At 75.1% G+C, this 7,621-nt stretch carries 8 protein-coding genes and 1 pseudogene; 6 read left to right on the forward strand and 3 right to left on the reverse strand.

Translation table 11 applies throughout. The annotated features are described in order from the left end of the window. Nucleotides 1-163: pseudogene (locus ACFW1A_RS36015) on the reverse strand (MFS transporter); the annotation flags it as partial. 68 nt (nt 164-231) lie between these two features. Here ACFW1A_RS36015 and ACFW1A_RS36020 point away from each other — a divergent pair. The 3 genes from ACFW1A_RS36020 to ACFW1A_RS36030 all read left to right on the forward strand — a co-directional run bounded on the left by ACFW1A_RS36020 (nt 232) and on the right by ACFW1A_RS36030 (nt 2,713). Next, entirely contained in the window at nt 232-1,236 is a 1,005-nt protein-coding gene (locus ACFW1A_RS36020) for an ArsR/SmtB family transcription factor (protein ID WP_380416966.1), read from the forward strand. A 35-nt stretch (nt 1,237-1,271) separates the two neighbouring features. After that, on the forward strand, nt 1,272-1,850 hold the full coding sequence (locus ACFW1A_RS36025) for a chloramphenicol phosphotransferase CPT family protein (protein WP_380416969.1): 579 nt from the start codon (nt 1,272-1,274) through the stop codon (nt 1,848-1,850). 107 nt (nt 1,851-1,957) lie between these two features. Next, on the forward strand, nt 1,958-2,713 hold the full coding sequence (locus ACFW1A_RS36030) for a crotonase/enoyl-CoA hydratase family protein (RefSeq protein WP_380416971.1): 756 nt from the start codon (nt 1,958-1,960) through the stop codon (nt 2,711-2,713). A gap of 52 nt (nt 2,714-2,765) precedes the next feature. On the opposite strand, the gene ACFW1A_RS36035 is transcribed toward ACFW1A_RS36030, so the two are convergent. Continuing rightward, nucleotides 2,766-3,539 (reverse strand): ArsR/SmtB family transcription factor, encoded by a 774-nt coding sequence (locus ACFW1A_RS36035; protein ID WP_380416985.1) that lies wholly within the window; start codon nt 3,537-3,539, stop codon nt 2,766-2,768. Between the two features lie 197 nt (nt 3,540-3,736). After that, nucleotides 3,737-4,693 carry a hypothetical protein gene (locus tag ACFW1A_RS36040; protein ID WP_380416973.1) on the reverse strand — a complete coding sequence of 319 codons (957 nt, stop codon included), beginning with the start codon at nt 4,691-4,693 and terminating at the stop codon, nt 3,737-3,739. Between the two features lie 296 nt (nt 4,694-4,989). On the opposite strand from ACFW1A_RS36040, the gene ACFW1A_RS36045 reads away from it, so the two are divergent. From ACFW1A_RS36045 to ACFW1A_RS36055, 3 genes are all read left to right on the forward strand, one after another. Further along, nucleotides 4,990-5,442 carry a DoxX family protein gene (locus tag ACFW1A_RS36045; RefSeq protein WP_380416976.1) on the forward strand — a complete coding sequence of 151 codons (453 nt, stop codon included), beginning with the start codon at nt 4,990-4,992 and terminating at the stop codon, nt 5,440-5,442. Between the two features lie 53 nt (nt 5,443-5,495). Next, nucleotides 5,496-5,939, forward strand: coding sequence for a nucleoside deaminase (locus ACFW1A_RS36050; protein ID WP_380416979.1), 444 nt, complete (start codon nt 5,496-5,498; stop codon nt 5,937-5,939). 180 nt (nt 5,940-6,119) lie between these two features. Next, complete coding sequence (locus ACFW1A_RS36055) at nt 6,120-7,619, forward strand: FAD-binding oxidoreductase (protein ID WP_380416982.1); 1,500 nt, start codon at nt 6,120-6,122, stop codon at nt 7,617-7,619. Nucleotides 7,620-7,621: the final 2 nt, after the last annotated feature.

A 7,621-nucleotide genomic window follows, 5' to 3' on the forward strand; every position in this document is an offset into this window, starting at 1 on the left:
GGGCAGAGCCGGTGCCGGCGAAGACCAGGGCGGTGAAGGTGATGATGCGCAGCGAGTCGGCGACGATGGCCAGCACCCGGGTCAGGAAGAGCAACCGGAACTTCGGTTCGGCGAGGACCTCGCGGTAGGTGGTGCGGGCGGGCGGCGGGGCGGTGACGGTCATGGCCCGCAGCCTGCGGCAGTGGCGGGCAGCGGCGCGAATGATTCGTCGGTGGACGTAAGGTCGGGTCCGTGCTCCGATTCACCACCACCACCGAGGACCTGCTGCGCAGCCGCTTCGCCCTCTCGCCCGCCTTCGAACTGTGCGGGCTGCTCCGGCGGTTGAGCGGTACCGACGCCTCGCTGCCGACCGGCTGGGCGGCCCGGCTGACGCCGGTGTTCGCCCGGTTGCGCCGGGAGACCGCGCTGGACGCCGTGCTCGCGCTGCAGGCCGGCAACGCCGGGGTGAACTTCGTCGCCCCGCCGCCGCGCGGGCTCGGCCAGAGCTGGGCGGACGACCTGGCCGCGATCCGGGCCACCCCGCCGGCCGTGGCCCGCAAGGAGATCGAGGCGATGCGGGCGCGGACCCCGGTGCCGCCGCCCCGGGTGCGGGAGCTGCTGGCCTCCGAGCAGGTGGTGGAGGTGCTCGCGCAGGCGCTGGACCGGGCCTGGCACGAGCTGCTCGCCCCGGACTGGCCGCAGCTGCGCGCCGTCTGCGAGCGGGACGTGGTGCACCGGGTCGGGGTGATCGGCGAGCACGGGTGGCAGCGCGCGATCGAGGGGCTGCACCCCGGACTCGTCTGGCACGGTGAGGACTTGGTCGTTCCGCTGCGGGCGGGCGGGCCCACGGTGGACCTGGCCGGCGGTGGACTGCTGCTGGTGCCGTCGGCCCTGGTGCTGCCGGGGGTGGCGGCGTTCTACGACGAGCCGTGGCCCAAGGCGCTGGTGTACCGGGCGCGCGGCACCTCGGTGCTGTGGGAGCGGGCGGCGCCGGCCCCGGACGCGGTGGCGGCGCTGGGGGCGCTGCTGGGGCGGGCCCGGGCCCGGCTGCTGGTGGAGCTGGGCACGCCGGTGAGCACCAGTCAGCTCGCCCGCAGCCTGGGCATGGCGCCGGGCGCCGTCGGCGACCACTTGGCGGTGCTGCGCCGCGCCGGCCTGGTGGTGGGGGCCCGGGCGGGTCGCTCGGTGCTGTACCGGCGCACCGCCGTGGGGGAGGCCGTGGTGACCGGACCCGGCGGTCCCTCAGCCCGCGCTTGAGCAGCGGGAATCGACCGCGTGCGAGCATGGGGGGCATGAGACCTGGGCGAATCCTCTTCCTGAACGGCACTTCCAGCTCCGGCAAGTCGAGCATCGCCCGGGAGCTGCTGGAGATCCTGGACGACGGGGTCTACCACCTGCTCGCCGTCGACGCGTTCAACGGGATGCGGACTAAGCGGGAGCTGGGACCGGAGGAGCTGGCGGGCGCGCTGCGGCGGATGCGGGCCGGCTTCCACCGGTCGGTCGCGGCGATGGCCGCGGCGGGCAACGACGTGGTGGTGGACCACGTGCTCAGCGAGCCCTGGCGGCTGCCGGACTGCCTGGCGGTGCTGCCGCCGGAGCAGGTCGTGTTCGTGGGCGTGCACTGTCCGCTGCACGAGCTGGCCCGTCGTGAACTGGCCCGGGGCGACCGCCAGGTGGGCACCGCCGCGCAGCAGTTCCCGCTGGTGCACGCGCACGGCGACTACGACCTGGAGTGCGACAGCAGCACCGCCTCGCCGCGGGAGATCGCCGAGCGGATCCGCGCCTTCCTGCCGCACCGGCCCACCCCGACCGCGTTCGGCCGGCTGCGCGAGCGCTACCTGGTGGCGGACCGGCTCGCGGTGGCGGGCTGAGGAGCGGCGACCGAGAGGCGGCCGTCCGCGCGGCGGCCTTGTCGCGGGCCCGGCCCGGCCGGTTGGATCACGGTGGGCGGGGAGCCGAGGCAACCGGAGGTGCGGGCGTGGCGGTCAGGGTGGAGCAGGTCGGACGGGTGCGGACGGTGATCCTGTCGCGGCCCGAGGCGCGCAACGCGGTGGACGGGCCCACGGCGGCCGCGCTGCTGCACGCGTTCGAGGAGTTCGACGCGGACGACGGGGCGTCGGTCGCGGTGCTCTGGGGCGAGGGCGGCACCTTCTGCGCCGGGGCCGACCTCAAGGCGGTCGGCACCGAGCGCGGCAACCGGCTGTCGGCCGAGGGCGCCGGGCCGATGGGACCGACCCGGCTGCGGCTCGGCAAGCCGGTGATCGCCGCGGTGGCCGGGCACGCGGTGGCCGGCGGGCTCGAACTCGCGCTCTGGTGCGACCTGCGGGTGGTGGCGCAGGACGCGGTCTTCGGAGTGTTCTGCCGCCGCTGGGGCGTGCCGCTGATCGACGGCGGCACGGTGCGGCTGCCGCGCCTGATCGGCGCCGGCCGGGCGATGGACCTGGTGCTCACCGGCCGCCCGGTCGCCGCGCCGGAGGCCGAGCGGATCGGGCTGGCCGACCGCGTGGTGCCGGTGGGCGAGGAGCGGGCGGCCGCCGAGGAGCTGGCGGCCGGGATCGCGGCCTTCCCGCAGCTGTGCCTGCGTCACGACCGGCTCTCCCTGCTGGAGCAGGACGGACTCCCGGAGGCCGCCGCGATGGCCAACGAGTGGGCCCACGGCCAGCCCGCCCTGCGCGAGGAGACCGGCCCCGGCGCCGCCCGGTTCGCCGCGGGCGAGGGCCGGCACGGGGCGTAGCAGGGCGGTCCGGGGAGGCCGCACCCGTGCGCCCTCCTCCGGACCGTGGGCCTCAGCTGTGCGCGCCGATCAGCTCCCAGGGGGCCGGCGACAGGACCTCGCCGGTCTCCAGCAGCGACTTCAGGTTGGCCAGCACGGCCGGCCAGCCGCTGGAGATGCCGCCGAGCATCGCCAGGTTGGGCAGCTTCTCGTGGGTCACGGTCAGCCGCACGATGTCCTGGTGCGGCTCGACCAGGAAGGTGACCACCGAGGGCTCGCGCTGCTCGTGCGGGGAGTCCTCGAAGGTGATCACGAGTCGGGTCGGGGGCTCGGCCTCCAGCACCGTGCCGACCACGTCGACCGCGCCGGAGCCGTCGGCCCGGCGGTGCTCCCAGGGAGAACCCGGCTGCCAGTCGGAGATGTTGGCGTGCCCCCAGTACCGGGTCGTCAGGTCGGCGTCGGTCAGTGCCCGCCAGACCTGGTCGGCTCCGGCGCGGATGTAGGTGACGTAGACGTAGTTCGGGATCTGCTCGGACATGGCGTACTCCTCGGCCTTGGTCTTGATCGCGCTGAGCAGGTGCAGTCGGGGCTTGTCGAATTCGGAGATCCAGCGCTCCTCGATCTCCTGGATCGGCACCGGGTTGAGGTAGTGCAGCCGTTCCCGGCCGCGTCGGACGACGGCCACCAGGTTGGCCTGCACCAGCAGGTCCAGGTGCTGGGTGGCCGACTGGCGGGTCATCCCCAGGCGCTCGCACAGCTCGCGCAGGGTCTGGCCGTTCTGCTCGCGCAGCCGGTCCAGCAGCAGCCGCCGGGTCGGATCGGCCAGCGCCTTGAACACGGCGTCCATCGCCGTCGCTTCCATGCTCACAGCTCAATTATGCAGGCAAATGCCTGCCTATTGTCAACGCGACGCGCCACCGGGACGGAAGTGACGGAAGGCGACGGTTCCCGGCGGGCGGTGACCGGGCACGGGCCGCGGCGGAAAAACGGATCGGCGGCCGGTGCCCGTGGCACCGACCGCCGATCAGGCGGGGCTCGACCCCGTCAGGTGCAGTGGCTCCAGCCGCTGGTCCAGGAGACCCCGCGGAACGAACCGCCCCAGGTCACGCAGGTGTGCGGGGCGTGCTCGGTGACCGGGCCGGCGTAGTCGTCGAAGTTGCCCGGGTTGCTTGCGGACGGGCCGTTCTGCACCGCCAGGGTGGCGTTCATCGCCACCTTGCCGTTGGGGTGGGTGGCCATGGTGACCACGCAGTTGTAGCCCGTGCCGTTGTTGTACATGAGGTAGATGGTGGCGTCGCCCAGGCTGTGCGAGTCGACCACGCCGAAGCCGCTGCCGCACACCTGGCCCGGCGTGTACGGGTTCACCGAGGTCGGCGCGGGCGTGGGCGTCGGGGTGGGCGCCTTGGTCGGCTGCGGGGCCGGGGTGGTCTTGCCGGGCGCGGGAGCCGGCGCGCCGGGCGCGGCACCGCCGGAGGTCGAGCCGCCGGAGCCGGAGCCGCCCGCACCGGACCCGCCCGACCCGCTGCCCGAGCCGCCGGACCCGGCGGTCCCGCCGGCGGCGGGACCGCCGCCCGGCTGGCCGCCGTGGCCCGGGGTGCCCGGGGCGGTGCTGCCGCCGGCGGTCGGCGCTCCCGAGGCGGTCACCGCACCGCCGGAGCTCACCACGGTGAGCGATCCTGACGGGTCGTCCGAGGGCGAGGCGCCGCCCCCGTGGTCGTGGCCGCCGCCGAGCCCGTCCAGCCCGGTGGACGGCCCGTGGCTCGCTCCCGCGGCCGCCGCGCCGTGTCCGCCGTTCGGGCCGGATCCGGTCACCTGGACCGCCGCCACCACAATTCCCCCGACCGCAGCCGCGGCCACCACGCACGCGGCCGCCGTGCGGATCTGCTTCTTCCGCCGGGAGTCGCGCTCGTAACTGTCCGCCATCGCGGCCCAGTCCGGCTCGCCCGACTCCACCGCCGGCGTGGCCTCCCAGATCGGCCGTGGCTCCTGCATATCCGTCATGGCCCGTCATCCTAGAACACCTGTCGCCCTCCCCTCTGAGGAGGTCCGGAGCGGAAACCGCGTGGTCGGGGACGGTGTCGGCCCATTCGCCGTCAAACCGACACATCGTCAGGGAGCGTCGCTCCACCGGACCCCGGCCGGGCCCGCCGCCGGACCGGGCCGGGGCGGAGTAGGGGGACCCGCGGAATTTTCCAGGGGGGCCGTACCGGGCCGCGGATTGAACGGGGGCGAGGAACCGCGCGTAACCCGTGGTGCTCCATGCTCCGCACCTTCCCCCGGCGACCGAAGGAGTACAGATGTCCCTGAGTTCCAGTACCGACGCCCTCGCGGCGCAGGCCCGGCCACACCTGGTCGGCCTGCTCCGGATCGTCTCCGCCCTGCTGTTCGTCTGCCACGGGGCGGCTTCGCTCTTCGGCGTGCTCGGCGGCGCGCACGGGCACACCGTGCCGGCCGGGCAGTGGCCCGGCTGGTGGGCCGCGCTGATCCAACTGGTCGGCGGCGCACTGGTCCTGCTCGGCGTGGGCACCCGGGTGGCGGCGCTGATCTGCTCGGGCTCGATGGCGTACGCGTACTTCACCGTGCACCAGCACCTCGCGCTCTGGCCGATCCAGAACGGCGGCGAACTGTCGGTGCTGTACTGCTGGATCTTCCTGGCGATCGCGGTGAGCGGGCCGGACAGCCTGGCGCTGACCCAGCTGCTGCGCCGCCGGCGCGGCGTCGAGCGGCTGTCGGTCCCGCAGCCGGTCTGAGCCGCACGGCGCGCCCGCGGTGGCGGACCGGTCCGGCCGGGCAGAGTCGAGCCATGACCGATCCCACCGCGATGCTCGCCGTCGCCCTCGACCAGGCCCGGCTGGGCCTGGCCGAGGGCGGCATCCCGATCGGGGCCGCCCTGTTCGGCGCCGACGGCTCGGTGCTGGGGCGCGGCCGCAACCGGCGGGTGCAGGACGACGACCCGTCGACGCACGCCGAGACCGCCGCCTTCCGCGCCGCCGGCCGACTGCGCGGCTACGGGCGCACCACGATGGTCACCACCCTCTCGCCCTGCTGGTACTGCTCCGGGCTGGTCCGGCAGTTCGGCATCGGGCACGTGGTGATCGGCGAGGCCACCACCTTCCACGGCGGCCACGACTGGCTCGCCGAGCACGGGGTGCGGATCACCCTGCTGGACGACCCGGAGTGCGTCGCGCTGATGCGCGACTTCATCGCCGCGCGGCCCGAGCTCTGGTCCGAGGACATCGGCGACTGAGCGGGTGCCCGGCCCGCACCCGGTCGCGCGACCGCCCTCGCCGCCCGGCGGCCCGACTCCTGACGGTCCGTCGACTTCCCGTGGCGACACGCGGGGTCGGAAGCCCGCCGCGGCGGCCTCCCGGGGCCGGGGTGGGTGATCATCGGGAGGAGAACCGCACGGGCCACCGGGAGGCGCCGTATGACCATCCACCGACGACGATTCCTGGCCGGCCTCGGGGCGGCGGGGTCCGTGCTGGCCGTCGGGACGCCCGCCCGGGCGCTGGCGGCGTACCCGCCGCGGCCGTGCAGCTGGACGTCCGCGCCGCCGGACTGGCAGGCGCTGCGGGCCCTGCTGGGCGACCGGTTGGTGCTCCCGGGTGATCCCGGGTACCCGACCGCCCGACTGGGCTACAACCTGCTGACCGACGACCAGCGGCCGGCCGCCGTCGCCCAGTGCCTCTCGCCCGACGACGTGCGGGGCTGCCTGGACATCGCGCGCGGCCACGGGATCCCGATCGCCGCGCGCAGCGGCGGGCACAGCTACCTCGGCTACAGCATCCCGGACGGCGGCCTGGTGATCGACCTGCGCGGGATGCGGCAGGTCGAGGTGGGGCCCGACGGCACCGCCGAGGTCGGGGCGGGTGCCCGCCTCATCGAGGTGTACGCCGGCCTCGCCGCGCAGGGCCGGCTGCTCCCGGCCGGCAGCTGCCCGACCGTCGGCGTCGGCGGCCTCACCCTGGGCGGCGGCATCGGCGTGCTGACCCGCAAGTACGGACTGACCTGCGACCGGCTGGCCGCCGCCGAGATGGTGACCGCCGACTCGGGCCTGGTCACCGCCGCGCCCGATCGCGAGTCCGCCCTGTACTGGGCCCTGCGCGGGGGCGGCGGCGGCAACTTCGGCATCGTCACCCGGTTCAGCTTCGCCACCGCGCCGGCGCCCGGCCTGACCGTCTTCATCCTGGGCTTCCCGGCCGCCGCCAGTACCGAGGTGATCGGGGCCTGGCAGTCGTGGGTGGCCAGTGCCCCGTTCGAGCTGTGGGCCAGCTGCCAGATCTCCGGTGGCACCCCGCCGAGCTGCCGGATCGTCGGCTGCTGGGTGGGCGACCCTGCCGGCGCCGACGCCCAGCTCGACCGGTTCGTCCGGGCGGTCGGCACCGCGCCGAGCTCGCGCCTGGTGCAGCCGAAGGACTACCTGGACGCGATGAAGTTCATGGCCGGCTGCTCGAACGACACCATCGCCCAGTGCCACCCCACCTGGGAGGGCGGGGTGCTGCCGCAGGAGGGCTTCGTCGCGGTGTCCCGGATGCTCGGCCCGCGCCCGCTGGACGCGGCCGCGGTCACCGAGCTGATGACCGGGCGCCGTGGCGTCGACCTGCTGCTCGACTCGCTGGGCGGCGCGGTCAGCACCCTCAGCCCCGACGCCACCGCCTTCCCGCACCGCGAGTCGCTCGCCAGCGCCCAGGTCTACGCCAGTGCCGACACGGCCACCGAGGACCGGGCCCGCGCCACCGTGGACGAGATCCGCGACCGGCTGGCCGAGCTCGGTGCGCACGGTGCCTACGTCAACTACATCGACGCCACCCTGCCCGACTGGGGCCACGCGTACTACGGCGCGAACCTGGGCCGGCTCCAGCAGGTGGCCCGCCACTACGACCCGGACGGCGTCTTCGCGTTCCCCCAGTCGGTGGTCGCCGCCTAGCC

It is taken from the genome of Kitasatospora sp. NPDC058965 (assembly GCF_042741245.1).
Taxonomy (GTDB): domain Bacteria; phylum Actinomycetota; class Actinomycetes; order Streptomycetales; family Streptomycetaceae; genus Kitasatospora.